Source organism: Pseudomonas putida (assembly GCA_041071465.1).
Classification (GTDB): Bacteria; Pseudomonadota; Gammaproteobacteria; order Pseudomonadales; family Pseudomonadaceae; genus Aquipseudomonas; species Aquipseudomonas putida_P.
Genome location: CP163498.1, coordinates 1,152,329 through 1,178,574, shown reverse-complemented (window position 1 = coordinate 1,178,574; position 26,246 = coordinate 1,152,329). Strand labels below are relative to the sequence as shown.

Here is a 26,246-nt window from a genome sequence, read left to right as displayed (position 1 = left end):
ATGGGGCGGCAAAGCGGCCCCCCATTTGCAGTCGATCAGAATTCCACCGACGTCTGCACATACAAGGTACGCGGCTCACCCACGTACTTCCCTTTGTTGTTGTCATCGTAAGAGCGCGTGTAGTACTCGCGGTTGAACAGATTCTTCACCCCAACCGCCACTTTCAGGTTCGACAGCTGCGGGCCAAAGTCGTACCCGGCGCGGGTGCTGACCAGCATGTAGCCCGGAATGCGCCCGGTGCTGCCGTCGGCGCTTTCGGTGCTGGTGTTGGCGTTGTCTGCGTACTGGCTGCTCTGGAAGCTGCCGTCCAGGTTCAGCTGCCAAGGGCCATCGGTGTAGCCCACGCCCAGGTTGCCCTTGTGGCGTGACGAGAACGGCACCTGGTTGCCTTTGTTCGGCCCGTCCTCGCGGATAGTGGCGTCGACGAACGCATAGCTGGCATGCACATCGAAACCGGCCAGGGCGGGGCTCAGGCCGTCGAGCGCGTAGCGCACGCTGGTCTCGATGCCCTGGTGGCGAGTTTCGCCGCGGGCGATCACCGAGTCGTTGGTCTGGTTGCTTTCGTACTGGTTGTCGAAATTGATCAGGAACGCGCCAATCTCGGCCTGCAGGTCACCATTGTCATAACGGGTACCCACTTCCCAGGTACGCGCCTTTTCCGGTTTCACTTCGCCGCTGCTGACCCGGTTGGGCATCTGGCTGTACTGCACGCTGCCGAACGAGCCCTCGGTGTTGGCGTACAGGTTCCAGCTGTCGGTCAGGTGGTACATCACGTTCAGCGCCGGCAGCGCGGTGTTGTAGCTGCCTTGGTAGCGCTGGCCGTTGAGCTTGTTGCTTTGCTCGGAGTCGATCATCTCGTAGCGCACACCGGGGGTGATGGTCCAGCGGCCGATGTCGATGCGGTCATCCAGGTAGATGGCGTGGGCTTCGGTGCTGCCACGGGTGTCGCGGTCATTGCGGCTGGCGGTGGTCGGCAGGCTGCCATTGACCGGCTCGCGGAAGCGCAGCTCGTGGCCGGCTTCGTTGACGTAACGGTAGCCGATGCCCAGCTCGTGCCAGCTGTCGCCAAGGGCCAGGCCCTGCGAGAAGCGGGTTTCGATGCCGCGTACCCAGTACTCGCGTGGCGACAGCGAGACGAAGCTGCCCTGGTCCAGGTAACCGCTGCGCAGGGTCTTGGTGAAGAAGCTGTTGACGCTGAACTGGCGGTCGTCCTGCTTGTAGTCGTAGCCGAAGTTGAACAGGGTGCGGCGGCCCCAGAACTTGTCCTTCAGGCGCGTCGACTGGTACGGGTCGGCTGCGAAATCGGCAGTGCTCAGGCCGCCGGGCATGTCGGCTTCACCCTCGTAGTACTGGGCCATGGCGTGCAGGCTGTTGGCTTCGTCCAGTTGCAGCTTGCCCTTGAGGATCAGGTCGTCGATTTGCGTGTCGCTGTGTTCGCGCCAATCACCGCCACGGGTGCCGGAGTACAGCAGGGCGCCGCCCAGGCCGTTGGCATTGGTGCCGCCGACCAGCAGGTTGGCGCTGTTCTTGAAGCCATCGTGGCTGGAAGACGGGCTGATCTGGTTCTGCATGGCGGCCTTGAACGTGGCCTGTTCAGGGATCGCCCGAGTGACGAAGTTGACGATGCCGCCAACGTTCTGCGGGCCGTAGCGCACCGCGCCGTCACCGCGCACCACATCCACGGCGTCCATGTTGCCCATGCTCAGCGGTGCCAGCGACAGCTGCGGCTGGCCGTACGGGGCGAAGGGCACCGGGATGCCGTCCATCAGCACGGTGGAGCGCGATGCCAGGCGTGGGTTGAGGCCACGGATGCCGAAGTTCAGCGCCAGGTCGTGGCTACCGGTGCCGTTGTTGTCGGGGGCGTTGACACCGGGGATACGGTTGAGCACTTCGCGGGCGGTGGTGGCGCCGTTGCGCTCGAATTCCTCGCGACGCACTACGTCGCGGGCACCGGGGTGCTCGAACACGTTGTCCTGCCGGGCCTCGGCCAGCCAGTCGCCGACCACGGTGGAAGCACCGAGCTCGACCGGCGCACCCGCAGCGGGGGTATCGATGGGCTGCAGGCTGAAGGCGTTGTCGGTTTCCTGCCGCACCTGCAGGCCGCTGCCGCGCAGCAGTGCATCGAGGCCCTGTCGCACGTCGTACTGGCCGTCCAGGCCTTGAGTGTGGATGCCTTGGGTCAGTTGCGAGCCGAACGAGATCAGCGCCCCGCTTTCGCGGCCAAACTGGTTGAGGGCGTCTTCAAGCGAGCCGGCGGCGATATGGTAGCTGCGGGTTTCGGCATAGGCGGCAGGCGTGGCCAGGCCGAGGGTAGTGGTGAGCAGCAGGGCGTGGACGAACGGGCTGTGGCGCAACGGCATGGGTCGGGTCCTGAAAGAGGGGTTCTGCCATGTCTGTCACGCGAGGTTGGAAAAATGGCTCACTTGATTGAAAAAATGTACGTACGGCTCTACCCGATCTTCGGCTCGACCGTCACCCAGTACCGGGTGAACCGTCGCACCCGCACCGGTAGCGCCACCTCCAGCATCTGCAGGATGCGTTCACTGTCATCCAGCGGATACGATCCAGAAATACGCAAGTCGGCAACCTGTTCGCTACACCCCAACTGCCCATGGCGATAGCGCCCAAGTTCGGCAAGAAAGTCCGCCAGGCGCATCTGCGACGCCACCAGCATGCCGTCTACCCAGGCCCCGACATTAGGGTCGAGCGGCGTCACCGATCGCCAGGCGCCGGTGAAGCGGGCCTGTTGCCCGGCCCGCAGTGGCTGCCCAGCCGCGCTGGCAGCCCCCTGGAATACCGATACCAGGCTGTAACCGTCGAACTGGCGCACGTTGAAGCGCCCGCTGTCCAGGCGCATCGCCCCTTCAGCGGTGCGCAACAGCAATGGCCGTGCATCGCTGGCCACTTGCAATGCCAGTTCACCTTCGAACAGACGCAGCTGTCGCTGCTGGCTGTCGAAGCGCGCGTCTGCGGCACTGCGGGTATTGAGTTGCAGCACGCTGCCATCAACCAGCTGCATGCGCCGACGCTGGCCGAGCGGGCTACGGTAGTCGGCCATCAACCCAGGCAGCGGATTGTGCTGTTGCAGGCCAAGCCCGGTGGCACTCGCCACACCGACCAACAGCAACGCCTTGAGTGCCCGGCGCCTGGCCGGCGAAGGCGGGGCTTGCAGCGTTGCATGCACCACGGGCGACGACACACCGCGCAGCCGCTGGTTGACCTGCTGGATATGGGCCCAGGCTCGCTGGTGCTCCTGGTTGGCCTGGAGCCAATGCTCAAGCGCCAGTTGCTGTACCTGGCCGAAGTCATCGCCCTGAGATTCGATCAGCCAGTGCACGGCCTGCTCCGCAACCTGCGCAGAGAACGAGGCGTTCACAGGGCAAAGTAACAGCGCATGGCTGCCTTGCTCAGGTAGCGTTTTACCGTGGCCAGGGAAATGCCCAGCTCACGGGCGATTTCGCCTTGGCCAAGGCCGTCGACCTGGGCCAACAGGAAGGCACGTTTGACCAATGGAGGCAGGCCGTCCAGCAGGCGGTCGAGTTCCAGCAGGGTCTCGAAGATGATCGCCCTCTGCTCCTCACTGGGTGCCACTTCTTCCGGTATTTGGGCCAGGGCCTGCAAGTAGGCGCGCTCCAGCTCCTGGCGGCGGAAGTGGTTGCACAACACACGCTTGGCCACGGTGGCGAGAAATGCGCGAGGTTCGATCAGTTGCGGTGTTTCGCGGGCCTGCAGCAGGCGCAGGTAGGTGTCCTGGGCCAGGTCGGCGGCACTCTGCGGGCAGCCCAGGCGGCGGCGCAACCAGCTGGTGAGCCAGTTGTGATGGGCGTGGTAAAGGCCTTCGACCGTGGAAGAGAGCGCGCTGGGCACCGTGATACTCCGGCGCTCGATCGCGCAACTGGTAGTAAGAATTGTTCGCATTATATGGACGGTCGCGCTACTCGGCAATCGTCACTCGTCTTGGGGCTTTGCTTATGAGAATTGAAATCATTATTATTGCAGCCCCGAAAACGCCCGGACCTTCGCCATGACGCGCAAAACCGCCGGCCTCCCGCTCAGCTATCGCCTGGCCGTGACCTCTCGCAGCCTCGCCGCGCTGCTGGGCGGCTACTTGCTGGCGTCCCTGGCGAGCGTCTGCATTGCCTTGCTGGCACCAATGCCAAAGGTGGATGCCACGCTCACCGGCCTGCTGCTGTCGTTCGTCTTCTACCTGCTGGCGTTCATCTGGTGCTTTGCCTGCCGCAGCGCTTGGCGTGCGTGGTTGGGCGTGCTGGCGCCAAGCCTGTTGCTGGGCATGATCAGCGGCGTTGCCTACTGGATGCAGAACCCATGAAAGAAGGCTTCCGCCAGGCCATGGCCTGGCTGCACACCTGGACCGGCTTGATCTTCGGCTGGCTGTTGTTCGCCATCTTCCTCACCGGCACGCTGTCGTATTTCAAGGAAGAAATCACTCACTGGTCGCAGCCCGAAGTGCGCAGCCACGCCCTGGACCCGGTCAACAGCCTGGGGGTGGCGCAACGTTACCTGCAGGACAATGCCGGGCATTCGGGTACCTGGTTCATCCGTATGCCCAATGCGCGTGAAGCGGCCCTGAGCGTGGGCTACCGCGACCCCAATGGCGGGCCGCGTGGCTTTGTCAGCAAAACCCTCGATACCCAGACCGGCCAGCCGGTGGAGGCACGCGACAGCCGCGGTGGTGAGTTCTTCTACCGCTTCCATTTCCAGCTGCAGATGCCTCATCCGTTTGGCCGTTGGCTGTCGACGTTCTGCGCTTTCATCATGCTGTTGGGGCTGGTCACCGGCATCATCACCCACAAGAAGATCTTCAAGGAGTTCTTCACCTTCCGCCCTGGCAAGGGCCAGCGCTCCTGGCTGGATGGGCACAATGCTATTGGCGTATTGGTGCTGCCGTTTCACCTGATGATCAGCTACAGCAGCCTGGTGCTGTTCATGTACATGGTGATGCCGGCAGGCATCATGGCCAGTTACGGCAATGACACCGACAAATACTTCAATGACCTGTTCGGCCGTAACGATGCGCCCAAGGCTGCCCAGGTGGCTACACCTCTGGTAGCGCTGCCGAGTTTGTACGCCAAGGTGCAGGCACTGCAGCCGGGGGCGCGCATTGGCAACATCCAGGTGCAGAACCCAGGCGACAGCAATGCCCGCGTCACCTTCACGCAATCGGCCGCCGACCACGTGGCTTATCGGCGCAGCGCCAATTGGACTTTCGATGGCGCCAGTGGTGCGCTGCTGAGCCAGGGCAAGCCGGAGAGCGGGGCAATGATGACCGCGTTCAGTTTCGCCGGGTTGCACATGGGTAACTTCGCCGGGCCCTGGCTGCGCTGGTTGTACTTCTTCTTTGGCGTGGCCGGTACTGCGGTGATCGGCACCGGGCTGGTGATGTGGTTGGGCAAGCGCCAGCTCAAGCACGCCAAAAGCGCACACATGCCAGGCGAGCTACGCCTGGTCGAGGTGCTCAATATTGCCAGCATGAGCGGCCTGTTACTGGCAGTGGCGGGCTTTTTCTGGGCCAACCGGCTGATGCCCATGGGTGTCGAAGGCAGGTCGGACTGGGAGGTCAATGCATTCTTCATCGCCTGGGGGCTGTCGCTGGTGCACGCCGTTTTGCGCAGTGGGCGCAGGGCCTGGGGCGAGCAACTGGCGTTGGGCGCGCTGGCCTTTACCTTGTTGCCGCTGCTCAATGGCCTGACGACCGATCGGGGTTTGAACCATTCACTGCCGGAAGGTGACTGGGCCATGGCCGGCTTCGACCTGACTGCGCTGGGCACTGGCCTGTTCCTGGCCTGGCTGGCCAGCAAGATGCTGCGCAGCCCCAAGCCCGTAGCCAAGCGCGCCGCGCGTGCGGCAAAAAAGCCGAGCACTGAAACGGCGGAGGCGAGCTGATGCTGGGTAACGCACTGATCGCATTCGCAGGCTTCGTCGCCCTCTGCCTTGCCATGGAAAAGCACTTTAGCGACCTGCTTGGGCGCAAGCCGCGCCCAGGGCAGCTGCGCCTGTTGCGTGTCGTGGGTTGGCTGCTGCTGATGCTGTCGTTGGCGCTCAGCGTGCACCTGCGTGGCTGGGCTCATGGCCTGGTGGAGTGGACGGCGGTGACGATGGCCGGGGTGACGCTGTGGGTGTTTGGCCTGCCATACCAGCCGCGCCTGCTGTTGGGCCTGGCCGCCGCCAGTGGGGTGCTGGGCCCGTTGCTTGCCGTGTTTGCCGTGTGACGCTGTGAGCGAGCAGAGCGATAGCATAGAGCCTGACGCCGACAGCGCAGGTGCGCGTGCTCGTTTCGTCCAGGTGTTCCAGGCCCAGCGCGCGCGCATGGAGGCGCTGGTCAGCCGCAGGGTCGGCTGCCGAGCTACCGCTTCGGACCTGGTCCAGGAGCTTTTTCTACGCTTCTGGCGCCGCCCCGAGGTCAAGGTCGAAGCGTTGGACACCTACTTGCTGCGGTGCGCCGGTAACCTGGCCATCGACCACCTGCGCAGCGAGGGTAGCCGCGAACGCGTGGCCGAAGTTGCTCTGCAGGTGGATGAAGCGGCCATGGGCCATGCCCCGGAGCAGGCGGTGGAGATCGACCACGACTTGCAGCGAATCGAAGCCGCCTTGCGTGCCTTGCCCGAGCGCACCCGGCAGATCTTTTTGCTCAACCGCATTCACGGCTGCAAGTACGGCGAGATCGCCAAAGCCATGCAACTGTCCCAGAGTGCTGTGGAAAAGCATATGATGCGCGCCCTTGAAGCGTGCAAGGCGAGTATTGCCGAACCCGCGCCCACCCCACGCCGGCCAGGGAGCGCCCGTCGATGAGCAGCATGCCCCCCATCACCGAGGCGCAATCCCAGGCCGCCCTGCAATGGCTCAGCCGCATCAACGAGCAGCCCGCACAAGCCGAAGGGGCGGCGTTCAAGCGCTGGTTGCTGGCCGACCCAGGGCACCGTGCAGCCTACCGACAGGCGCAGGCGCTGTGGCAGAAAAGTGCCGCCCCGGCGCAGCGGTTGGCCGACGAAGAACAGCAAGCCCTGCACCGCTACCTCGATGCCATGGCCAGGCCAGCGCCCCGTGGCCGGTGGCGGCGGGTGGCAGCACTGGCGATGGCAGCCTGCATGGTACTGGCCCTAGGTATTGCAGGTGGTTGGCACCCGGGTTACTGGTTGCAGGACCTGCAAGCGGACTACAGCAGTAACGGGCAGGTGCGCCAGGTGACCTTGGCTGACCAGTCGCAGGTCACGCTTGATGCAGGTAGCGCCATTGCGGTCGATTTCAACCAGGGCGAGCGCCGTGTGCGGCTGCTGCATGGCGCAGCCTTCTTCCAGGTGACCCATACCGGCGAGCCGTTCATGGTCGAAGCTGCCGGTGGAGAGGTGCGAGTCCTCGGTACCCAGTTCGAGGTGCGCGAGCAGGGTGAGGGGGCGCTGGTCACGGTGCGCAGTGGGCGCGTGGGGGTTAGCCCTGTTCCGGGCGAGTTGGTGCGTGAACTGACTGCCAACCAGCAGGTGGCCTATCGCGCAGGGCGCGCGGGCGACACGTTGGCGGTGGACAGTGATAACCGCCTGGCCTGGCGGGAAGGCTGGCTGAACTACTACCAGGTGCCGCTGGCGCAGGTGCTCGAGGACCTTGGGCGCTATTACCCAGGGCGCATCCTGCTGCTGGATGGCGAACTGGGGCAGCGCAAGGTCAGCGGCAGTTTCCCGGTGGCCGAGCCGTTGCTGGCGCTGGATTCGTTGGGCAATGTGATGGGCTTTTCGCGGCAGACGGTGTTGGGGCGTTTGACCCTGATTCGGTAGTTGTCGGCGAAGCGGTCGGCACAGGAAAATATTTTTCAGATAGCGGGTGAGGTAACAGGACGTGGCATCCGTGTAATGAGTGGAAGTGCGATTCATTCGCAGTAATATCCCTCTCACAGGTCAGCGTCCATGAAGTTCTCCCCGCGTTGCGTCCCTCTCTGGCTAGGCCTTGCTACGCTGCCTGCCATCGCTGTCGCCCCCCTGGCCTGCGCCGCCGAGCAACAGCAGGCCTACGCCTTCGCCCAGCCAGCCCAGCCCTTGGCCCAGGCACTCAACGCTTTCAGTCGTACCACCGGCCAGAGCGTGGTCTACACCCTTGAGCTACCAGGCGTGCAGGCGCCTGCGCTAAATGGCCGGTACAGCGCCGAACAGGCCCTGCAACAGCTGCTGGGTACTTCCGGGCTGGCCTGGCGCCGCGTCGATGCACGCACCTTCACCCTCGAAGCTGCCGACACCTCCGGTGCCCTCAACCTGCAGGCCACAACGGTGACCTCGCAACTGGATGACTACAGCTATCAGCCCCCGGCTAGCGCCTCGATCATGCGCGGGCAGGGCCCTAACCAGGACATCCCCAGGCGATCAACGTGGTACCGGCGCAGGTCATCCGTGATCAGGCGCCGCGTAACCTCGATGACGCCCTGGCCAATGTCAGCGGCATTACCCAGGGCAATAACTTCGGTGGCACGTCCGACACGGTGATGAAGCGTGGTTTCGGCGACAACCGCGATGGCTCGATCATGCGCGATGGCATGCCCATCGTGCAGGGCCGCAGCCTCAACGCCAGCACCGAGCGGGTCGAAGTGCTCAAGGGCCCGGCTTCGCTGCTGTACGGCATCCAGGACCCGGGTGGGGTGATCAACGTGGTCAGCAAGCGCCCGCAACTGCAGCAGTACAACGCCCTGACCGTGCGTGGCTCGACCTACGGCAGTGGCAAGAACGGCAGTGGCGGCGGGCTCGACAGCACTGGCGCGCTGGGCGACAGCAACTTCGCCTACCGCTTGGTCGTCGACCACGAGGACGAAGACTACTGGCGTAACTACGGCGTGCACCGCGAATCGCTGGTGGCGCCGTCGCTGGCCTGGCTGGGCGAAGATACCCAGGTGGTGGTGGCTTACAGCACCGCGAGTTTCTCTACCCGTTCGATCGGGGTACCGCGTTCGGCAACAACGGCCACCCGCTGAACATCCCCGCCACGCGTCGTCTGGACGAGCCCTTCAACGACATGGAAGGGCGCTCCGACTTGTATCGCCTGGAAGTCGACCATCAGTTGGCCAATGACTGGAAGCTGCACTTCGGCTACAGCTTCAACCGTGAAACCTACGATGCCAGCCAGGTGCGGGTGACGGCCGTCAACGAAGCAAAAGGCACGCTGACACGCAGCATCGACGGCACCCACAACGCCATGAGCCGTGACCAGTTCGCGACCGTCAGCCTGGCAGGCAACGTGAATTTGGCCGGCATGCAGCACGACTTGCTGTTCGGCATCGACCACGAAGACCGCAAGATTTTCCGGGGTGATCTGATTCGCCAGATGGCCAAGTCCACGTTCAGCTATGTGGACCCAGTCTACGGTCAGGAAGTGGAAGGCAGCACGGCGCGCGCCAGTGACAGCGACCAGACCGACAAGCTGCGCACCGATGCGCTGTTCGTGCAGGACGCCTTGCACTTGGACGAGCACTGGATCCTGGTGGCCGGCGCGCGCTTCCAGCAGTACGACCAGTACGCCGGTCGCGGCCGCCCGTTCCACGTCAATACCGACATCAGTGGCCAGGCCTGGGTGCCTCACGCCGGCATTGTCTACAAGGTCGACGACCAGCTGTCGTTCTATGGCAGCTACAGCGAATCGTTCAAGCCAAACTCCACCATTGCGCCACTGACCGGCAATATCGTGCTCGACTCGTCGGTAGCCCCGGAAGAGGGCAAGTCGTGGGAGCTGGGGGCCAAGCTGGATATGCCGGGCCGCATCACGGGCACCCTGGCGCTGTTCGATATCACCAAACGCAACGTCCTGGTTTCGAACTTCGACGCCAGCACCAGCGAGACGGTCTACAGCAACGCGGGTGAAGTCAATTCACGAGGCGTGGAACTTGACCTGACCGGCCAGCTGACTGATCGCTGGAGCTTGATTGGCAGCTATGCCTACACGGATGCCAAGGTTACCAAGGACCCGGACCTGCAAGGCAACCGCCTGCAGAACGTAGCCAAGCACACTGGTTCGTTGTCGGCTGTGTACGACTTCGGCAGCCTGTTCGGTGGCGACAAGCTGAGGGTAGGTGCGGGTGCGCGCTACGTGGGCGAGCGGTCGGGTAACTCGACCAACACCTTCGACCTGCCGTCCTACACCGTGGCGGATGCATTCGCCAGCTACGAGACCAAGCTCGATGAACACAATGTGCGCCTGCAGCTCAACGTGAAGAACCTGTTCGACAAGGTTTACTACAGCTCGGCGGTGAACCAGTACTTTGTGGCGATTGGAGATGCGCGGCAGGTGAGTTTGTCGAGTACCTTTGAGTTTTAAGTACAGCCTGTGCCGGCCTCTTCGCGGCTAAAGCCGCTCCTACAGGGATCGCGTTACTCTGTGGAGCGGCTTTAGCCGCGAATGGCCGAGCGATATTCCCCAGGCGTTGCGCCAAGGGCCTGCCGGAAGCGGTTACTGAAATGGCTGGCACTGGCAAACCCGCACAACAGGGCAATTTCGCCCAGCGGCATTTCCCCCAGTCGCAACAACTCGCAAGCCCGCTGCAGCCGCCTGGCCAGCAAGTACTGATGCGGCGGTAACCCGAAACTGGCGCGGAACATGCGCGCGAAGTGGTATTCGGACAAGTTGCAGCGCAAGGCCAGTTCACCCAGGGTAATCGGCTGGTCCAGGTGCGCTTCGATGTACTCGACCAACTGCCGGCGCAGGTTCGGCGCCAGCCCGCCTTTCAGGCGCAGGCCTTGGCGCAGCCCGACCTGGTTGAGCAGCGCATGGTCGACGATTTCGTGTGCCAGGCTGCTGGCCAGCAGGCGTTCGCCGGGCTCGTCCCAGTCCAGTTGGATGAGTTGGCGAAAGCGTGCCGCCTGCTGTGGATCGTCCAGAAAGGTCGCCTCCTGCAGTTGCAGCTCCCGTGGCTCACGGTCGAGCAGGCGCACGCAGCCCAGTGCGAACTGCGCCTCGCTGACATACAGGTGTGCCAGCCGGATCGCGCCATTGACCACCCAGTTCGATTCCTGCCCGGCCGGCATCACGCACAGCTTGCCGGGTGCGCCCTTGTCGGCCGGGCGTTGGCGGCGGAAGGTGCCGGTGCCGTCGGCGATGTAGCACGACAGGGTGTGATGGGTCGGTGCCTGGTAATCACGAGCATCGTCACGGTTGCTCCACAACGCCGCCGCCAGCCCGTCGCCCAGGTGCGCGCTCAGCTCCAGCCGGGCGTGGGGCGAGGCATGCATGGCGTTGAACACTTGCAACTGGGTGAGTGGCGTCATGGCGGGTTCCTCTTGCCAGTCATCCTACTGCGCCCTGCACAGCGTGACATCTACTGGCGCAAGAAAAGCGCAAGTTTGTGCAAGCCGGTAAAGGCCCATCTAGCGAACACTGGTGATCCCTGTGGGAGCGGGTTTACCCGCGAAGCGCCGGGCACCGATCCTGAAAGGCCCAAGGAACTGCCGCCATGAACCTGTCACTCTACCTGCTCACCGTCCTGATCTGGGGCACTACCTGGATCGCCTTGAAGCTCCAGCTGGGCGTGGTCGCCATCCCGGTCTCGATCGTCTATCGCTTCGCCCTGGCTGGCCTGATTCTGTTCGCCATCCTATTGCTCACCCGCCGCCTGCAACCGATGAACCGCCGTGGCCACCTGATCTGCCTGGCACAGGGCTTTTGCCTGTTCTGCGTCAATTTCATGTGCTTTCTCACTGCCAGCCAGTGGATCGCCAGTGGTCTGATCGCCGTGGTGTTCTCCACTGCAACCCTGTGGAACGCACTTAATGCGCGGGTCTTCTTCGGCCAGAAAATCGCCGCCAATGTACTGGGCGGTGGTGCCCTGGGCCTGCTTGGGCTGGGGCTGCTGTTCTGGCCCGAGCTGTCCCATCATGCGGCCAGCCGTGAAACCCTGTACGGCCTTGGCCTGGCGCTGCTCGGCACGCTGTGCTTCTCGGCGGGCAACATGCTGTCGAGCATGCAGCAGAAGGCCGGGCTCAAGCCCATGACCACCAATGCCTGGGGCATGGTCTACGGGGCGGCCATGCTGATGGTTTATTGCCTGGTCAGCGGCATTCCTTTCAACATGGAGTGGAACACCCGCTACATCGGTTCGCTGATGTATCTGGTAATTCCGGGTTCGGTGATCGGTTTCACCGCCTACCTGACTCTGGTCGGCCGCATGGGGCCAGAGCGCGCGGCCTACTGCACGGTGCTGTTTCCGTTGGTGGCGTTGAATGTGTCGGCGGTGGCCGAGGGGTATCAGTGGACGGCACCGGCCTTGTTGGGGCTGGTGGCGGTGATGGCGGGGAATGTGCTGGTGTTTCGCAAGCCTCGGGTCCGGGTGGCTGGCGGTGTTGTGGTGGCCAAATAGGACATGCGTTGCCTGCACCGGACCTTTCGCGGGTAAACCCGCTCCCACAGCGTTCTGGACCTGTGGGAGCGGGTTTACCCGCGAAAGGGCCGGTGCAGGCAATAGAGCGCTATCAGCCTTTCCACACCTGCGGGTTCACCAGGTCCCGCGGCCGCTCGCCCAGCAGCGCCGCGCGCAGGTTGTCCATCGCCCGATTGGCCATGGCCTCACGGGTTTCGGCAGTGGCCGAACCAATGTGCGGCAAGGTCAGCGCATTGGGCAGCTTGAACAGCGGCGAATCGCTCAGCGGTTCCTTCTCGTACACATCCAGACCAGCCCCACGAAGGGTACCGTTCTGCAGGGCTTCGATCAGCGCCGCTTCATCCACCACCGGCCCGCGAGCGATGTTGATCAGGAAGGCACTCGGCTTCATCAGTTTCAGCTCGCGGGCGCCAATCAGCTTGCGGCTGGCGTCGGACAACGGCACCACAATGACCACGAAGTCAGCTTCGGCCAGCAACTGCTCCAGGCTGCGCAACTGCGCCCCAAGTTCTTGCTCCAGCGCGGTCTTGCGGCTGTTGCCAGCGTAGATGACCGACATGTTGAAACCGAACCGGCCACGGCGGGCAATGGCAGCGCCGATGTTGCCCATGCCGACGATACCCAGCGTCTTGCCATGCACATCGCTGCCGAAATGGGCCGGGCCTACGGTGGCCTGCCAGTTGCCGGCCTTGGTCCAGGCATCCAGTTCGGCGGTGCGGCGGGCACAGCCCATGATCAGCGAGAAGCCCAGGTCGGCGGTGCTTTCGGTGAGCACGTCGGGGGTGTTGGTCAGGGCGATGCCGCGTTCGTTGAAGTAGTCCAAGTCGTAGTTGTCATAGCCGACCGAAACACTGGACACCACCTCCAGCTTGGCCGCGCCTTCAAGCTGTGCACGGCCCAGCTTGCGGCCAACGCCGATCAGGCCGTGGGCCTCGGGCAGGGCTTCGTTGAACTGGGCGTTGATGTCGCCGAGCTTGGGGTTGGGCAGAATCACGTTGAAGTCTTGCTGCAGGCGCTCGGCCATGGCCGGGGTGATACGGCTGAAGGCCAGGACAGTCTTTTTCATCGGGCAACTTCTCTGCAAGGCGGGGGTGGACATTGGTTAGCAACCTACCATTGTCCACCCCCGCCATGCAGCAGCTTTTTAGTTGGCGATGAGCACTTGATGGGTTTTCAGGTCCGCCTCATGGGCCGCGAGAATCTCTGGCAGCGAGTTGCGCAGGTACTCGACCCAGGTCTTGATCTTGGCATCCAGGTACTGCCGCGATGGGTAGATGGCGTACAGGTTCAGTTCCTGCAGGCGGTACTCGGGCAACACTCGCACCAGGCTACCGTCACGCAGGCCGTCGATGGCCGAATAGATCGGCAGCACGCCTACGCCCATGCCGCTGCGGATCGCGGTCTTCATGGCATCGGCGGTGTTGACCATGAACGGCGAGCTGGTGATGTTGACCATCTCCTGGCCTTCCGGGCCGTCGAACAGCCACTTTTCCAGCGGGATCACCGGGCTGACCATGCGCAGGCAGGCATGCTTGAGCAGGTCGGCGGGCTTGTGCGCAGTGCCGTGGCGGGCGATGTAGCCGGGCGAGGCGCAGACGATGCTGTAGGTGATGCCAAGGCGCTGTGACACGAACCCCGAATCGGGCAGTTCGGTGGCCAGCACGATGGACACGTCATAACCCTCGTCGAGCAGGTCGGGCACGCGGTTGGCCATGGTCAGGTCGAAGGTGACGTCCGGGTGCGACTCGCGGTAGCGGGCGATGGCATCGACCACGAAGTGCTGGCCCACCCCGGTCATCGAGTGCACCTTCAACTGCCCGGCCGGGCGGGCGTGGGCATCGCTGGCTTCGGCTTCGGCTTCTTCCACATAGGTAAGAATCTGTTCGCAACGCATCAGGTAACGCTTGCCGGCCTCGGTCAGCGCAATGCGGCGGGTGGTACGGTTGAGCAGCCTTGTTTGCAGATGGGCTTCCAGGTTGGAGACCGCCCGCGACACGTTCGCGGTGGTCGTATCCAGTTGCGCGGCAGCAGCGGTAAAGCTGCCAAGCTGGGCTACGCAACTGAAAGCACGCATGTTTTGCAGGGTGTCCATGGGTCACTCTCGATGTAGAGGACAAAATTGTGTCACGAAGTAACGCAAAAAAGCTGAAAAGTTACCTTCGACCAAAGGCGGATTATCGCTGTTTTGGTAACAAAGATTCGCAGGAATCTGCGCTTATCGCCAGTGCTGTCGCCCCCTAGAATTGCCCGGCCCCTTCACCTCTTCCTCGGGAAATCGCAGCTGTGCCGCGTCGCATCATCAGAACGCTCAATGCGTTCAGTGCCTGTGCCCTTGCCCTCACCTTGAGTGGCTGTATCGGAACCTGGGGCATCGCCCCGCAAAGCAAGACGCTGCAAGCCAATACCTTGACCACCGACGCGGCCATACGCGAAGCCGCGACCGACGCCCATTGGCCTGATCAGCAGTGGTGGCACGCCTATGGCGACCCGCAGCTGGACCGCTGGATTGCCCTGGCCGTGGCCGGCAGCCCAAGCCTGGCCATGGCCGCGGCGCGGGTGCGCGAAGCCAAGGCCATGGCTGGCGTGGTCGAGTCGGCGGAAAAGCTCCAGGCCAACGGCCAGGCCACGCTCAAGCGCCACAACTGGCCTGAAGACCAGTTCTACGGCCCTGGCGCGCTGTCGGGCGCCAACACCTGGGACAACAACGCTGCCATTGGCTTCAGCTACGCCCTCGACCTGTGGGGGCGCGAGCGCAACGCCAGTGAGCAGGCCGTGGACCAGGCGCACATGAGCGTGGCCGAAGCCCGCCAGGCGCAACTGGAGCTGCAGAACAACGTGGTGCGCGCCTACATCCAACTGAGCCTGCACTTTGCCCAGCGCGATATCGTCAAGGCCGAACTGGAGCAGCAGGAGCAGATCCTGGCGCTGGCCAAGCGTCGCCTGGATGCCGGCATCGGCACTCACTTCGAAGTCAGTCAGGCCGAAGCGCCGCTGCCGGAAACCCACCGTCAGCTCGACAGCCTCGACGAAGAAATTGCCCTGACCCGCAACCAGCTGGCGGCGTTGGCTGGCAAAGGCCCGGGGAGGGCGCACAGTTGCAGCGCCCGACCCTGGCCCTGGCCGCGCCGCTGAAGCTGCCCTCGAACCTGCCTGCCGAACTGGTCGGCCAGCGCCCCGATGTGGTCGCCAGCCGCTGGCAGGTGGCCGCTCAAGCGCGTGGCATCGATGTTGCCCATGCCGGCTTCTTCCCCAACGTCGACCTGGTCGGCAGCCTGGGCTTCATGGCTACCGGTGGTGGCCCGCTGGAGTTCCTGACCGGGCGCAAGTTCAACTACAACGTCGGCCCGGCGATCAGCTTGCCGATCTTCGACGGTGGCCGCCTGCGTTCGGAGCTGGGCGTGGCCTCGGCGGGGTACGACGTAGCGGTGGCGCGCTACAACCAGACCGTGATTGGTGCGCTGAAGAACATTTCCGACCAGTTGATCCGCCGCGAGTCGATGAAAGAGCAGTCGCACTTCGCGGCCGAGTCCGTCGCCGCAGCCCAGAAAACCTACGACATCGCCATGGTCGCCTTCCAGCGCGGCCTTACCGACTACCTGAACGTGCTCAATGCGCAGACATTGCTGTTCCGCCAGCAGCAGGTGCAGCAACAGGTGCAGGCCGCCCGCCTGGTCGCCCATGCCGAGCTGGTCACCGCCCTGGGCGGCGGCCTGCAGGCCGGCCAGGATGTGCCGAAGGAGGAACGCCAGGCTGCGCCGAAAACCCCGGCTACCCTGGCCATTTTCGACAAGAAGCCGGATAACGCCGAATGAGCACTTCCAGTTTGCCCGTGCGCTGGCTGCAAAGCCTGGAATGGCGCCGGGGCTTCTTTGCCTGGGCGCGCACCGACGGCGTGACCTGGGTGTACATCTTCAAGGTGCTGGCCGCCGCGTTCATCACGTTGTGGCTGGCCATGCGCCTTGAGCTGCCGCAACCACGCACGGCCATGATCACCGTGTTCATCGTCATGCAGCCGCAAAGCGGGCATGTGTTCGCCAAAAGCTTCTACCGGGTGCTCGGCACCCTGGCCGGCTCGGCGATGATGGTGGCACTGATCGCCATCTTCCCGCAGAACACCGAGCTGTTCCTGCCCAGCCTGGCGCTGTGGGTGGGCCTGTGCTCGGCCGGTGCCATGCGCTACCGCACCTTCCGCGCCTATGGCTTCGTGCTGGCCGGTTACACCGCCGCGATGATCGGCCTGCCGGTACTGCAGCACCCTGACCAGGCGTTCATGGCAGCCGTATGGCGGGTGCTGGAGATTGCCTTGGGGATTCTGGTGTCGACCTTCGTCAGTGCCGCAATCCTGCCGCAGTCGGCCAGCGCCGCGATGCGTAACGCCCTGTACCAGCGCTTTGGCGTGTTCGCCGGGGTGGTGGTCGAGGCCCTGCGTGGCGATAGCCAAAAGGACCGTTTCGAGAGCAGCAACGTGCGTTTCGTGGCAGAGGCCGTAGGCCTTGAAAGCTTGCGCAACGTCACCGCCTTCGAAGACCCGCACATGCGCCGGCGCAGTGGTCGGCTGGTGCGGATGAACAGTGAGTTCATGGCCATCACCACGCGCTTCAACGCCCTGCACCGCTTGCTGGAGCGGCTGCGTGCCCGTGGCCCGCTACAGATTGTCAGTGCCATCGAGCCGGGCCTGAATACCTTGGTGGAGCTGCTGCAGCCCTACGTGGGGCGGGCGTTGACCGACGCCGATGCACTGCGCCTGACCCTGGAGCTGGCCGCCTACAAGGAAGGCCTGCAGGCCCAGGTGCGCGGCTTGCGGGCCGAATACCTGGCGACCGACCCCAGTGAATCCGACTTGCTCGACTTTCACACCGCGTTCGAACTGCTGTATCGCTTCGTCGACGAGATGTTCAGCTACGCCGAAACCCATGCCTCGCTGGCCGCGCACACGCACCAGCGCGAGCAGTGGGACGAGCCCTACGTGGCGCAGACCAGCTGGCTGGTGTCGCTGGCCGCCGGTGTGCGTGCCTCGGCGGTGCTGTTGCTGCTGGGTAGCTACTGGCTACTCAGTGACTGGCCCAGCGGCGCCATGATGACCCTGATCGCCACCGTCACCGTGGGCCTTTCGGCGGCGTCGCCGAACCCCAAGCGCATGTCGTTCCAGATGGCCTGCGGCACGGCCATCGGTGCTTTTGTCGGGTTCTTCGAAACGTTCTTCGTGTTCCCCTGGATCGACGGTTTCCCGCTGCTGTGCATGGTGCTGGCACCCGTGTTCGTGTTGGGCGCGTTTCTGTCGTCGCGCCCGGCCTATGCCGGCTACGGCATCGGCTTGCTGGTGTTTTTCGCGATTGGCTCGGTGCCGAACAACCTCACCGTGTATGACCCCTACACCTTCATCAACGACTACATCGGCATGGTGATCGGCATGTTCGTCTGTGCCGCCGCCGGGGCGATCATCCTGCCGCCCAACAGCCGCTGGTTGTGGAGCCGCCTGGAACAAGAGCTGCGCGAGCAGGTGCTGTTCGCCATCAGTGGTCGCCTGCGCGGCATCGGCACGGCGTTCGAAAGCCGCACCCGCGACCTGTTGCACCAGGCCTATGGCCTGGCGGCGGGCAAGCCGCAGGTGCAGAGCCAGTTGATGGGCTGGATGTTCACCGTGCTGGAAATCGGCCACGCCGTGATCGAGTTGCGCAAGGAGCAGGCCCGTGCGCCGGAGCACCCGGCCTACGCAGAGTCGCAGCCGTGGCGCCAGGCGATTCGCGTCATGGGCCGTGCCCTGGCGCGGTTGTTCCTGCAGCCAAGCGCCAGCAACCACGAGCGTGCATTGGTGGCCGTGGACCATGCCATCGCCCGCGTGCAGGCCACCGACGAGCCGTTCGCCCGGCACTTCGACACCTCGGTGCTGCGCCGTGCGCAAAGCTACCTGCACTTCATCCGTTCTTCCCTGCTGGACCCACAGTCGCCACTGGCACCGGCGAAAGGATTGCACCATGCCCCGTGAAATCGCCTTCCATGGCGTGTACATGCCCACCATGACCTTGATGTTCCTGTTCGCCCTGGGCCTGGCCTGGGGCCTGGACCGGTTCATCGCCAGCCATGATGGCTACCGTTTCTTCTGGCACCCGGCGCTGCTGCGCCTGAGCCTGTTCGTCTGCCTGTTCGGCGCCATGGCGCTTACTGTCTACTGGTGAGAAACCTTCGATGAAAAAGTTCTTCAGCCTGATCGCCACCCTGCTGGTGCTGGTCGCTGCCGTGGCCATCGGTCGCCAGTTGTGGTTGCACTACATGACCACCCCATGGACCCGCGACGGCCGCGTGCGTGCCGACATCATCAACGTCGCCGCCGACGTGCCCGGCTACGTGGTGGACGTACCGGTCAAGGACAACCAGCGGGTGAAGAAGGGCGACCTGCTGATCCAGATCGACCCCGAGCACTACCAGTTGGCGGTCGACCAGGCCAAGGCGCTGGTCGCCTCGCGCAAGGCCACCTGGGAAATGCGCAAGGTCAACGCCAAGCGCCGGGCCGACATGGACAACCTGGTGATCTCCAAGGAAAACCGCGACGATGCCAGCAACATTGCCAACGCTGCCCAAGCCGATTACCAGCAAGCCCTTGCTGAACTGGCCGCAGCCGAACTGAACCTCAAGCGCACGCACATCGTGGCCACGGTGGATGGCTATGTGACCAACCTGAACATCCACAAGGGCGACTATGCGCGTACCGGTGAGGCGGTGATGGCGGTGGTCGATGAGAACTCGTTCTGGGTGTACGGCTTCTTCGAGGAGACCAAGCTGCCGCACGTGAAGGTGGGTGACCAGGCCGAGCTGCAGATGATGAGCGGCGAGCGCATCAAGGGGCATGTGGAGAGCATCGCCCGTGGCATCTACGACCGCGACAACCCGCAAAGCCGCGAGCTGATTGCCGATGTGAACCCTACGTTCAACTGGGTGCGGCTGGCGCAGCGGGTGCCGGTGCGTATTCACATCGATGAAGTGCCGGAAGGGTTTTTGCTGGCGGCGGGGACGACTTGTACGGTGGTGGTGAAGCCGAGTTCGCCTTGAGAGATTTGTAGTCAGGAACATCGAGCGCCGCCCGCGCGGCGCTCGATCTCAAAGGCGCTGTAAAAATCATGGCGAGCACCTGCATGCCCAAATGAAGCTCAGAGCCAAGCGTCCAATCTTCTGTGATTTCTACCCCGCCGCCCCCACCAACACTGGCACCTTCACCTGGTCAATCACCTTCGCGCTGATGGAAGGGTCGAGCAACCGTCCCAGCCGCGACAGGTGACGGTGGCCCATGATGATCAGCTCGCAATTGAGTTCGTGCGCCTTAGTCACGATCACATCGACCGGCTGCCCAGCCACCATGCAACCTCGGCTGGCAAAGCCGGCTTGCTGCAGTTCGCGCACGGCCTCGGTCACGGCGTGGTCGGCATGCTGCTGTTCCTCGCAGGCGGCGGGGTATTCCTCCAGCTCTTCGGTGGTATAGGGCGCTGGTTGCTCATGCACGGCGAAGGTGGAATCGATGGCCAGCAGCACGTGCAATTCGTGATGGCCAGGGCGGCAGTAGCGGCGGGCGAGGGCCAGCAGGGCACTGGAAGCCGGGGAGGCGTCGATGGCGATCAGGACGGAGCTGGGCATGTAGGATCCTTGGCAGTGGCTGGCGGGTGTATCTGCAGGATCGGCCCTTTCGCGGGCACGCCCGCGAAGAGGCCGATCCTGCCAATGCTCTATTTAAGGCCGAACACGGTCAGTGAATAAATGCCCCACAACGCACGAGCGCATTGCGTCTGGTGCAATCGAGCAACCTGTTACCATCGCCATTCCCACAGCTGTAACGGAAAACGGCCATGCAACTCCCGGACATGAACCTGCTCGTCGCCCTCGATGTCCTGCTCGACGAGGGCAGCGTGGTCGGCGCAGCTCAGCGAATGAACCTGAGCCCGGCGGCCATGAGCCGGACACTGGGGCGCATTCGCGAAGCCATGGGTGACCCGATCCTGGTGCGTGCCGGCCGTGGCCTTGTGCCCACGCCGCGGGCGCTGGCCCTGCGCGAGCAGGTGCATGGGTTGGTAGAGCAAGCCGGGCAGGTGTTCCGTAGCCGTGATGATGTCGACCTGGTGAACCTGGACCGTGCCTTCAACATACGCACCAATGACCTGTTCATCGCCCTGTACGGCGCCCAATTGCTGAGCATGATGCTGGCCCAGGCGCCGCGAACGGTGTTGCGCTTCGTCCCGGAGGGCAGCGGTGACGATGATGCGGTGCTGCGCAACGGGCATATCGATTTGATCATCAGCTCGGCCGTTGAACTTGGCCCGGAAATCAAGGTGCAGAGCCTGTTCAGCACCTACTTCGTGGGCCTGGCGCGTGTGGGGCACCCGATTTTCGACGCCCCGATCACCCCAGAGCGTTTTGCCGCCTACCCGCAGATCAGCGTATCGCGGCGCGGCCGGGCCAATGGGCCGATCGATGTGGCGTTGGCCAACCACAAGGTAGAGCGGCGGGTGGCCCTGATCACCACCAGCTTTCATTCGGCGATGTTCTCACTGCCGGATTCGGACTTGATCCTGCCGATACCCGCCAACATCCTCAACAGTGTGCAGCGGCTGAAGCTGCCATTGCGCTCGTTCGAGATCCCGGTGCCGTTGGAGAAAGTCAATGTGAAGCAGGCGTGGCACCCGCGTTTCGACAACGACCCCGCACACCGTTGGCTGCGCCAGACGTTGAAAGCGTGTGGGCGCATTGACCCGTGATGTCGCCATTGATTGCGTCTGACGCAATATAAAACTGCCAACAAGTCAGTTTTCGTCAGCATTCGACCTTCTTAAACTTGCTCCAGCCCTGAAATTGTTGCTGGAGATGTATTCCCATGAGTTCCCTGACCGCGCCCCCTGCGGCGCTGGCCGCCGCCCCCGCGCCGGCCGCGCCTGCGCAGACGGCGTTTGGCCTGCAGGTGGTAGTGGGGCTGTTCGGTGTGTTGCTGGCCGTGCTGTGCGCAGGCCTCAACGAGTCGGTTACCAAGATTTCCCTCGCCGATATCCGCGGTGCCATGGGCATCGGTGCTGACGAAGGTGCCTGGCTGCTGGCGGTGTACAGCGCCGCCTCGGTCTCGGCCATGGCCTTTGCGCCGTGGCTGGCCACCACCTTCTCGCTGCGGCGCTTCACCATGAGCGCCATCGGCCTGTTCGCCGTGCTCGGCTTGCTGCAACCGTTCGCCCCCAACCTGCACAGCCTGATGCTGCTGCGCGTGCTGCAGGGCTTTGCTTCGGGGGCCTTGCCACCGATGCTGATGAGTGTGGCCCTGCGCTTCCTGCCACCGGGCATCAAGGTCTACGGCCTGGCCTGCTATGCCCTGACTGCCACCTTCGGCCCCAACCTTGGCACGCCGTTGGCGGGGCTGTGGACCGAGTATGTCGGTTGGCAATGGGCGTTCTGGCAGATCATTCTGCCCTCGCTGCTGGCCATCGTCTGCGTCGGCTGGGGCCTGCCGCAGGACCCGCTGCGCCTGGAACGTTTCAAGCAGTTCGACTGGCGTGGCGTGCTGCTCGGCCTCCCCGCCATCAGTTGCATCGTACTGGGCCTGTCGCTGGGCGACCGCTGGGGCTGGTTCGATTCGCCGCTGATCTGCTGGCTGCTGGGCGGTGGCTTGGTGTTGCTGGTGCTGTTCATGTTCAACGAGTGGTCCGAACCGCTGCCGTTCTTCCAGTTGCGCATGTTGCAGCGGCGCAACCTGAGTTTCGCGCTGGTGACACTGGCCGGTGTGCTGATCGTGCTCTCGGGCGTGGGCAGCATTCCTTCGGCCTACCTGGCGCAGATCCAAGGCTACCGCCCGGCACAGACCAGCCCGCTGATGATGCTGGTGGCCATGCCTCAACTGATCGCCCTGCCGCTGACGGCGGCACTGTGCAACATCCGTGCAGTGGACTGCCGCTGGGTGCTGGGTATCGGCCTGGCGATGCTGGCGGTGTCCTGTGTCGGCAGCAGCCTGCTGACCAGCGAATGGATCCGTGGCGACTTCTACCCGTTCTACCTGCTGCAGGTGTTCGGCCAGCCGATGGCCGTGCTGCCGTTGCTGATGCTGTCCACCAATGGCATGACCCCGCAGGAAGGCCCGTTCGCCTCCAGCTGGTTCAACACTGTGAAGGGCTTGGCCGCCGTGATTGCCGGTGGCCTGCTGGACGCCCTTGGCACCCTGCGCCGGCACTTCCATTCCAACCACCTGGTGGACAGCCTGGGCAACGCCCCGCTGGTCGACGACAGCGCTGCAGGCCTGGCCAAGCGCATCCACGACCAGGCGTTGGTCCTGACCTCGGCCGACCTGTACCTCGTCATGGCCTGCATTGCCGTGGCCTTGATCTGCCTGATTCCTTTCGTGCCTACCCGGGTCTATCCGCCGCGTGCGGTGGCCTGAACCCTGGATGAATTCGAGAACCGCTGAAATGACCAACAACCGCAAAACCCTGTTCATCGGCTCGGTGCTGGCCGTGGCCGTCCTGGCTGGCATCGTCGGCCCCTGGATGTTGGGCAGTGACCACCGCCAGAGCACCAATGACGCCTATGTGATCGCCGACTACACCGTGGTCGCGCCCAAAGTCGCCGGTTTCATCAAGGACGTGCTGGTGGAAGACAACCAGCAGGTCACCGCAGGCCAGTTGCTGGCGACCATCGATGCCCGTGACTACCAGGCCGCGCTGGATGCCGCGCAGGCGCAGTTGCTGGTAGCCCAGGCGCAAAGCGCCGATGCCCGTGCCACCCTGGAGCGCCAGGCGGCGCTGATTGCCCAGGCCGAGGCTGCTGTCAAAGCGGCCCAGGCCGAAGCGGCGTTCGCCGACCATGAAGTCAACCGTTACAGCCGCCTGGCCGAGCAGGGCGCCGGTACCGTGCAGAACGCCCAACAGGCGCGCAGCGGTGTCGACCAGGCCCGTGCTCGCCTGGCCAATGCCCAGGCGGCGCTGGTGGCGGCGCGCAAGCAAGTGGACATTCTCACCGCTCAGGTGGCCAGCGCCGATGGCCAGCTCAAACGTGCCGAAGCGGGGCTGGAAAAGGCTCAGCTCGACCTGTCCTACACCCGCATCACTGCACCGGTGGACGGTATGGTCGGCGAGCGTGCCCTGCGCGTCGGCGCCTACGTCAACCCAGGCGCCCGCCTGCTGTCGGTGGTGCCGTTGCAACAGGCCTATGTGGTCGGCAATTTCCAGGAAACCCAGCTGACCCACGTGCAACCGGGCCAGCCGGTGAGCATCAGCGTCGATACCTTCTCCGGCGAAAAGCTGCACGGCCATGTAGAAAGTATCGCTCCCGCCACCGGCGTCACCTTCGCTGCCGTGAAACCGGACAACGCCACCGGCAACTTCACCAAGGTGGTGCAGCGCATCCCGGTGAAAATCGTCTTCGATGACGGGCAGCCGCTGCTCAGCCGCCTACGTGTGGGCATGTCGGTGGAAGCGACCATCGACACCCGTGGTGACAAGCTGGACGGCAAAGAGGTAAGTGCACGATGAAATCGGCATTTCGCTTGAGTCCTTTATTGCTGGCCGTACTGATGGCCGGCTGCACCATGGGCCCGGACTTTCTGCGCCCCGACAGCCAGGCACCGCAACAGTGGGCGCCGCTGCAGGGTGAGGCAGCGGCCAGCCAGCCGCAGGCCGAACCGCTGGAGTTGCGCTGGTGGGAATCCTTTCACGATGCCCAGCTCAGCGCCTTGATCCAGCGCGTCGCCGAACGCAACCTCGACCTGCAGATGGCCAGCGCACGGTTGCTGCAAAGCCGTGCCCTGCGCAGCACCGTGGCCGCCGACGAAATGCCGTCGGTGGACGCCAACGCCGGCTACAGCCGCGCGCGTAACAGCGCCGAAGGCCTCAGCGACCCGTCCGGCAAAGCGGGTAAAGCGGCGTACAACCTCTGGCAAGGCGACCTGGTGGCAGGTTGGGAGTTGGACCTTTGGGGCCGCGTGCGGCGCCAGGTCGAGGCTGCCGATGCCAGCGTCGAAGTGGCTGAGAACGACCGCCGTGGGGTGCTGCTTGCCCTGCTGTCGGAAACCGCCGGCAACTACATCCAGCTGCGCGCGGTGCAGCACACCCTGGATGTGACGCAGGACAACCTCAAGGTTGCCCGGCACAGCCTGAAGCTGTCCGAAGACCGCCAGGCCGAAGGCGTTGCCACGCGCCTGGATGTGGCCCAGGCCAGCGCTCAGGTCGCGTCGATCGAGTCGCGACTGCCCAGCCTGGAGGCCCGCCGTGATGACCTGATCAACGCCCTCAGCCTGCTCGCTGCCGAACCGCCACGCAGTTTGCAGGCCGAATTGCTGCAGGGCGGCGAGCTGCCCGCGCCGCAGCAGAAGTTTGCCATTGGCTTGCCGTCCGAACTGGCCGAGCGCCGCCCGGACATCCGCCAGGCCGAGGCCCGCCTGCATGCCGCCACCGCCAGCATCGGTGTGGCCAAGGCAGATTTCTACCCGAGCATCCGGCTGTCGGGCAGTGTCGGTTTCCAGGCCATGCAGCTGTCTGATTTTGGTGGCTGGGATTCGCGTCGGTTTGCTTTCGGGCCGCAGCTGTCGCTGCCGATCTTCGAGGGTGGCCGGCTCAAGGGCACCCTGGAACTGCGCGAGGCGCAGCAGCAAGAGGCCGCGCTGAACTACCGCAAGGTGGTGCTGGGGGCCTGGCATGAAATTGACGATGTGCTGCGCCTGTACAACGCCAGCCAGTTGCGCCGCGACCATTTGGCCGAGGCCGTGCGGCAGAACCGCATCGCCCTGGAAACCGCCCAGCGCCAGTATGTGGAAGGGGCAGTGGACTTTCTCAATGTGCTGACAGTGCAAGGGGCATTGCTGGCCAGCGAGGAGCAGTGGATCGACAGCTCGGCAGCGGTGTCGCAGGCCTTGGTGGGTTTGTACAAGGCTTTGGGCGGTGGCTGGCAGGCGTTTGATGAGCAGCCAGCGAACAAAGCCTAGAAAGCGGGGCCGCTGTGCGGCCCATCGCGACACAAGGCCGCTCCTACAGGAGACCGCGACTGCCTGTAGGAGCGGCCTTGTGTCGCGATGGGCTGCAAAGCAGCCCCAGGGCATCCGAAAACTCAGAGCGGCCGCAGCAGCCCAAAGCGCTTGCGTAACGCCCAGTCCAGCAACCGCCGTGGCAGCAACCGGGCCATTAACGGCAACGCCGTACTGCCGTTGCCCAGCCGCACCACCCCTGGTATCGGCGCCTTGCCGACGGCCGCCAGCACCCCCTTGGCAAACACTGCCGCCGAAGTCGGCCTGTCCTGCGAAGCCCGCGCCCGTGCCTGCACATGCTCGCGCAGCGGCCACCACGGTGAATCCGCCGCCAGCACCTGCTCGGCCTGGCGCTGGGCATGGCTGGCGAACTGCGTGGCAATCGCCCCCGGCTGCACTTCCATCACCTGCACACCGAACGGTGCCAGCTCCAGGCGCAAGGCATCGCTCAGCGCATGCACGGCGGCTTTCGAGGCGCAGTAGGCACCGGCGAATGGCGTGACCAGCACGCCGGAGACGCTGCCGATGTTCACCACCAGGCCCCGTGAGCGGCGTAGCAGCGGGAACAGCGCACGGGTAACGCCGACTACGGCGAAGACGTTGGTTTCGAACTGCTGGCGCAGGGCATCCACGCCGCCATCGAGCAACGGGCCCATGGCGCCGTATCCGGCGTTGTTGATCAGGATGTCGAGGCTTTCCAGTTCGTCGGCCAAGCGGGCCAGCGCCTCGCCGTCGTTCACATCCAACTGCCGGGCGGTGTAGCCGGCGGCGCTCAGTTGCTCGACATCTTCAGGCTTGCGGGCAGTGGCCCAGACGTGGTGGCCGGCATCGCGAAAAGCATCGGCCAAGGCGCGGCCGATGCCGCTGGAACAACCTGTGATCAGGACAGTGGGCATGGGAGAGGCCTTC

General features: G+C 64.2%; 21 protein-coding genes and 2 pseudogenes. 15 read left to right on the top strand and 8 right to left on the bottom strand.

Annotated elements, in window-relative coordinates; genetic code table 11:
* Positions 1–35: 35 nt before the first annotated feature.
* From fecA to AB5975_05430, 3 genes are all read right to left on the bottom strand, one after another.
* Positions 36–2,360 carry a TonB-dependent Fe(3+) dicitrate receptor FecA gene (gene fecA / locus AB5975_05440; protein ID XDR21334.1) on the bottom strand — a complete coding sequence of 775 codons (2,325 nt, stop codon included), beginning with the start codon at positions 2,358–2,360 and terminating at the stop codon, positions 36–38.
* Positions 2,361–2,449: 89 nt separating this feature from the next.
* Positions 2,450–3,376, bottom strand: coding sequence for a FecR domain-containing protein (locus AB5975_05435; protein XDR21333.1), 927 nt, complete (start codon positions 3,374–3,376; stop codon positions 2,450–2,452).
* Positions 3,373–3,918: a sigma-70 family RNA polymerase sigma factor gene (locus AB5975_05430; protein ID XDR21332.1), complete on the bottom strand. Its 546-nt coding sequence runs from the start codon at positions 3,916–3,918 to the stop codon at positions 3,373–3,375. Before AB5975_05430 ends, AB5975_05435 begins: the two co-directional genes overlap by 4 nt.
* Before the next feature lie 106 nt (positions 3,919–4,024).
* Between AB5975_05430 and AB5975_05425 the strand changes: the two genes are divergently transcribed.
* The 6 genes and pseudogenes from AB5975_05425 (at position 4,025) to AB5975_05400 (ending at position 10,305) form a co-directional block, all read left to right on the top strand.
* On the top strand, positions 4,025–4,330 hold the full coding sequence (locus AB5975_05425; protein ID XDR21331.1) for a DUF3649 domain-containing protein: 306 nt from the start codon (positions 4,025–4,027) through the stop codon (positions 4,328–4,330).
* Positions 4,327–5,904 carry a PepSY-associated TM helix domain-containing protein gene (locus AB5975_05420; GenBank protein XDR21330.1) on the top strand — a complete coding sequence of 526 codons (1,578 nt, stop codon included), beginning with the start codon at positions 4,327–4,329 and terminating at the stop codon, positions 5,902–5,904. The genes AB5975_05425 and AB5975_05420 overlap by 4 nt, the downstream gene beginning before the upstream one ends.
* Positions 5,904–6,230, top strand: coding sequence for a DUF3325 domain-containing protein (locus AB5975_05415; protein ID XDR21329.1), 327 nt, complete (start codon positions 5,904–5,906; stop codon positions 6,228–6,230). Before AB5975_05420 ends, AB5975_05415 begins: the two co-directional genes overlap by 1 nt.
* 4 nt (positions 6,231–6,234) lie before the next feature.
* Complete coding sequence (locus tag AB5975_05410; protein XDR21328.1) at positions 6,235–6,810, top strand: RNA polymerase sigma factor; 576 nt, start codon at positions 6,235–6,237, stop codon at positions 6,808–6,810.
* Positions 6,807–7,787 carry a FecR domain-containing protein gene (locus tag AB5975_05405; GenBank protein ID XDR21327.1) on the top strand — a complete coding sequence of 327 codons (981 nt, stop codon included), beginning with the start codon at positions 6,807–6,809 and terminating at the stop codon, positions 7,785–7,787. The genes AB5975_05410 and AB5975_05405 overlap by 4 nt, the downstream gene beginning before the upstream one ends.
* Before the next feature lie 129 nt (positions 7,788–7,916).
* Positions 7,917–10,305: pseudogene (locus AB5975_05400) on the top strand (TonB-dependent siderophore receptor).
* Positions 10,306–10,376: 71 nt separating this feature from the next.
* Here AB5975_05400 and AB5975_05395 read toward each other — a convergent pair.
* A complete protein-coding gene (locus AB5975_05395; GenBank protein XDR21326.1) occupies positions 10,377–11,252 on the bottom strand; it encodes a helix-turn-helix domain-containing protein in 876 nt (291 codons plus the stop codon).
* Positions 11,253–11,437: 185 nt separating this feature from the next.
* On the opposite strand from AB5975_05395, the gene AB5975_05390 reads away from it, so the two are divergent.
* On the top strand, positions 11,438–12,340 hold the full coding sequence (locus tag AB5975_05390; protein ID XDR21325.1) for a DMT family transporter: 903 nt from the start codon (positions 11,438–11,440) through the stop codon (positions 12,338–12,340).
* A 112-nt stretch (positions 12,341–12,452) separates the two neighbouring features.
* Here AB5975_05390 and AB5975_05385 read toward each other — a convergent pair whose 3' ends face one another.
* Both AB5975_05385 and AB5975_05380 read right to left on the bottom strand, forming a co-directional pair.
* Positions 12,453–13,427, bottom strand: coding sequence for a 2-hydroxyacid dehydrogenase (locus AB5975_05385; GenBank protein XDR21324.1), 975 nt, complete (start codon positions 13,425–13,427; stop codon positions 12,453–12,455).
* A 78-nt stretch (positions 13,428–13,505) separates the two neighbouring features.
* The gene (locus AB5975_05380; GenBank protein ID XDR21323.1) at positions 13,506–14,453 is read right to left on the bottom strand and encodes a LysR family transcriptional regulator; all 948 of its coding nucleotides are present in this window, start codon (positions 14,451–14,453) and stop codon (positions 13,506–13,508) included.
* A 191-nt stretch (positions 14,454–14,644) separates the two neighbouring features.
* Between AB5975_05380 and AB5975_05375 the strand changes: the two are divergent.
* The 4 genes and pseudogenes from AB5975_05375 to AB5975_05360 all read left to right on the top strand — a co-directional run bounded on the left by AB5975_05375 (position 14,645) and on the right by AB5975_05360 (position 19,408).
* Positions 14,645–16,173 (top strand): annotated as a pseudogene (locus AB5975_05375) (efflux transporter outer membrane subunit).
* Positions 16,170–18,347, top strand: a complete 2,178-nt coding sequence (locus AB5975_05370) for an FUSC family protein (protein ID XDR21322.1) — start codon at positions 16,170–16,172, stop codon at positions 18,345–18,347. Before AB5975_05375 ends, AB5975_05370 begins: the two are co-directional and overlap by 4 nt.
* A complete protein-coding gene (locus AB5975_05365) occupies positions 18,337–18,537 on the top strand; it encodes a DUF1656 domain-containing protein (protein ID XDR21321.1) in 201 nt (66 codons plus the stop codon). The genes AB5975_05370 and AB5975_05365 overlap by 11 nt, the downstream gene beginning before the upstream one ends.
* A 10-nt stretch (positions 18,538–18,547) precedes the next feature.
* Positions 18,548–19,408 carry an efflux RND transporter periplasmic adaptor subunit gene (locus AB5975_05360; protein XDR21320.1) on the top strand — a complete coding sequence of 287 codons (861 nt, stop codon included), beginning with the start codon at positions 18,548–18,550 and terminating at the stop codon, positions 19,406–19,408.
* 129 nt (positions 19,409–19,537) lie between these two features.
* On the opposite strand, the gene AB5975_05355 is transcribed toward AB5975_05360, so the two are convergent.
* Positions 19,538–19,987: a universal stress protein gene (locus tag AB5975_05355; protein ID XDR21319.1), complete on the bottom strand. Its 450-nt coding sequence runs from the start codon at positions 19,985–19,987 to the stop codon at positions 19,538–19,540.
* Between the two features lie 209 nt (positions 19,988–20,196).
* Between AB5975_05355 and AB5975_05350 the strand changes: the two genes are divergently transcribed.
* The 4 genes from AB5975_05350 (at position 20,197) to AB5975_05335 (ending at position 25,298) form a co-directional block, all read left to right on the top strand.
* Positions 20,197–21,102, top strand: a complete 906-nt coding sequence (locus AB5975_05350) for a LysR family transcriptional regulator (protein ID XDR21318.1) — start codon at positions 20,197–20,199, stop codon at positions 21,100–21,102.
* 116 nt (positions 21,103–21,218) lie between these two features.
* Positions 21,219–22,760 (top strand): MFS transporter, encoded by a 1,542-nt coding sequence (locus AB5975_05345; protein XDR21317.1) that lies wholly within the window; start codon positions 21,219–21,221, stop codon positions 22,758–22,760.
* Between the two features lie 28 nt (positions 22,761–22,788).
* Positions 22,789–23,850 (top strand): HlyD family secretion protein, encoded by a 1,062-nt coding sequence (locus AB5975_05340; GenBank protein ID XDR21316.1) that lies wholly within the window; start codon positions 22,789–22,791, stop codon positions 23,848–23,850.
* Complete coding sequence (locus tag AB5975_05335) at positions 23,847–25,298, top strand: efflux transporter outer membrane subunit (protein XDR21315.1); 1,452 nt, start codon at positions 23,847–23,849, stop codon at positions 25,296–25,298. Before AB5975_05340 ends, AB5975_05335 begins: the two co-directional genes overlap by 4 nt.
* Before the next feature lie 122 nt (positions 25,299–25,420).
* Here AB5975_05335 and AB5975_05330 read toward each other — a convergent pair whose 3' ends face one another.
* Positions 25,421–26,233: an SDR family oxidoreductase gene (locus tag AB5975_05330; protein ID XDR21314.1), complete on the bottom strand. Its 813-nt coding sequence runs from the start codon at positions 26,231–26,233 to the stop codon at positions 25,421–25,423.
* Between the last annotated feature and the right edge of the window lie 13 nt (positions 26,234–26,246).

Bases quoted from the DNA above. Each gene is read 5' to 3' on its own strand.
- fecA (XDR21334.1), bottom strand. From the start codon at position 2,360: ATGCCGTTGCGCCACAGCCCGTTCGTCCACGCCCTGCTGCTCACCACT.
- AB5975_05430 (XDR21332.1), bottom strand. From the start codon at position 3,918: ATGCGAACAATTCTTACTACCAGTTGCGCGATCGAGCGCCGGAGTATC.
- AB5975_05425 (XDR21331.1), top strand. From the start codon at position 4,025: ATGACGCGCAAAACCGCCGGCCTCCCGCTCAGCTATCGCCTGGCCGTG.
- AB5975_05420 (XDR21330.1), top strand. From the start codon at position 4,327: ATGAAAGAAGGCTTCCGCCAGGCCATGGCCTGGCTGCACACCTGGACC.
- AB5975_05415 (XDR21329.1), top strand. From the start codon at position 5,904: ATGCTGGGTAACGCACTGATCGCATTCGCAGGCTTCGTCGCCCTCTGC.
- AB5975_05405 (XDR21327.1), top strand. From the start codon at position 6,807: ATGAGCAGCATGCCCCCCATCACCGAGGCGCAATCCCAGGCCGCCCTG.
- AB5975_05395 (XDR21326.1), bottom strand. From the start codon at position 11,252: ATGACGCCACTCACCCAGTTGCAAGTGTTCAACGCCATGCATGCCTCG.
- AB5975_05390 (XDR21325.1), top strand. From the start codon at position 11,438: ATGAACCTGTCACTCTACCTGCTCACCGTCCTGATCTGGGGCACTACC.
- AB5975_05385 (XDR21324.1), bottom strand. From the start codon at position 13,427: ATGAAAAAGACTGTCCTGGCCTTCAGCCGTATCACCCCGGCCATGGCC.
- AB5975_05380 (XDR21323.1), bottom strand. From the start codon at position 14,453: ATGGACACCCTGCAAAACATGCGTGCTTTCAGTTGCGTAGCCCAGCTT.
- AB5975_05370 (XDR21322.1), top strand. From the start codon at position 16,170: ATGAGCACTTCCAGTTTGCCCGTGCGCTGGCTGCAAAGCCTGGAATGG.
- AB5975_05365 (XDR21321.1), top strand. From the start codon at position 18,337: ATGCCCCGTGAAATCGCCTTCCATGGCGTGTACATGCCCACCATGACC.
- AB5975_05360 (XDR21320.1), top strand. From the start codon at position 18,548: ATGAAAAAGTTCTTCAGCCTGATCGCCACCCTGCTGGTGCTGGTCGCT.
- AB5975_05355 (XDR21319.1), bottom strand. From the start codon at position 19,987: ATGCCCAGCTCCGTCCTGATCGCCATCGACGCCTCCCCGGCTTCCAGT.
- AB5975_05350 (XDR21318.1), top strand. From the start codon at position 20,197: ATGCAACTCCCGGACATGAACCTGCTCGTCGCCCTCGATGTCCTGCTC.
- AB5975_05345 (XDR21317.1), top strand. From the start codon at position 21,219: ATGAGTTCCCTGACCGCGCCCCCTGCGGCGCTGGCCGCCGCCCCCGCG.
- AB5975_05340 (XDR21316.1), top strand. From the start codon at position 22,789: ATGACCAACAACCGCAAAACCCTGTTCATCGGCTCGGTGCTGGCCGTG.
- AB5975_05335 (XDR21315.1), top strand. From the start codon at position 23,847: ATGAAATCGGCATTTCGCTTGAGTCCTTTATTGCTGGCCGTACTGATG.
- AB5975_05330 (XDR21314.1), bottom strand. From the start codon at position 26,233: ATGCCCACTGTCCTGATCACAGGTTGTTCCAGCGGCATCGGCCGCGCC.